The sequence below is a fragment of the Mycobacterium sp. TH-M82 genome (assembly GCF_057473605.1).
Genome location: NZ_JBYCKY010000580.1, coordinates 1 through 1,022 on the forward strand (window position 1 = coordinate 1; position 1,022 = coordinate 1,022).

Annotated in this window: 1 protein-coding gene and 1 pseudogene; both read left to right on the forward strand. The window is 71.7% G+C overall.

The genetic code is table 11. From position 1 onward, the window contains the following. Positions 1–479, forward strand: a pseudogene (locus AC2VON_RS17470) (TOBE domain-containing protein); the annotation flags it as partial. 108 nt (positions 480–587) lie between these two features. Beyond that, positions 588–1,022 (forward strand): APA family fibronectin-binding glycoprotein (locus AC2VON_RS17475; protein ID WP_486954080.1); only part of this gene is annotated, 435 nt, incomplete at its 3' end.

The window sequence follows — 1,022 nt, forward strand, 5'->3', positions numbered from 1 at the left end:
CGACGTCGCCGCGGCCGCGGCCATCCGCGCGGTGCTGCGAGCGGTGGTGTCCCGCAGCGGCTGCGCCGTGATCCTGATAACCCATGACCTGCTGGACGTGTTCACGCTGGCCGACCGGGTCCTGGTGCTGGAGTCGGGCAGGATCTCCGAATTCGGTCCGGTGGCCGAGGCGCTGACGGCCCCCGCAGCAATTTCGGAGCGCGTATCGCCGGTGTCAACCTGGTCAATAGCGCCATGGGACTCGACCGCACGGCAGTCCGCGCAACACCGTCGAGCAGACCGTCGCCAAGCTCGACACGCGCGGCTCGGCGGTATTGGTGCGCGGCCGCGAGCAACCCGACGGCGCGCCCGGCGTGTCCGCACGAGTCACCGTCGAGGCCGTCGCGGAATTGCGGCTGACCCCCGGGGAACGGGTGTGGTTCAGCGTCAAGGCCCACGAGGTCGCCCTGTATCCGGCACCGCGGCGACACCTCGGCTGACGAGCGGGCGCGCTGACCAATTGCCGCAGGGACCACACGAGAAAAAGCGCATCACATTGTCAGCAAGCCACCCTTGCGTCACAGCCGTAACGCGGTAGGTTCGTCGCCATGGATCGGGAGGACCTGAACTCAACGCGCCGCAGGAGACTGTGGGCCACCCTGGCGATTGCGGTCGTGACCAGTGTCAGCGCCGTCGGTATCGCTCTGCCGGCGACCTCGAAGGCCGATCCGGAACCCGGGCCACCGCCGGCCACCACGGCCGCCCCCGCGCCCTCGCCTTCACCCGCGCCCGCCCCGGGTGACCCGAATGCGGCGCCCCCGCCGGCCGACCCCAACGCGCCGTCCCCGCCGCCGGCCGACCCCAACGCGCCGCCCCCGCCACCGCCACCGGACCTGCCCCGGATCACGAACGCCGTCGGAGGGTTCAGCTTCCTGCTGCCCCCGGGATGGGTCGAATCGGACGCCTCGCACCTCGACTACGGCTCGGCCATGCTGAGCAAGACCACCGGAGAGCCGCCGATGCCGGGCCAGGCGCCGCCCGTC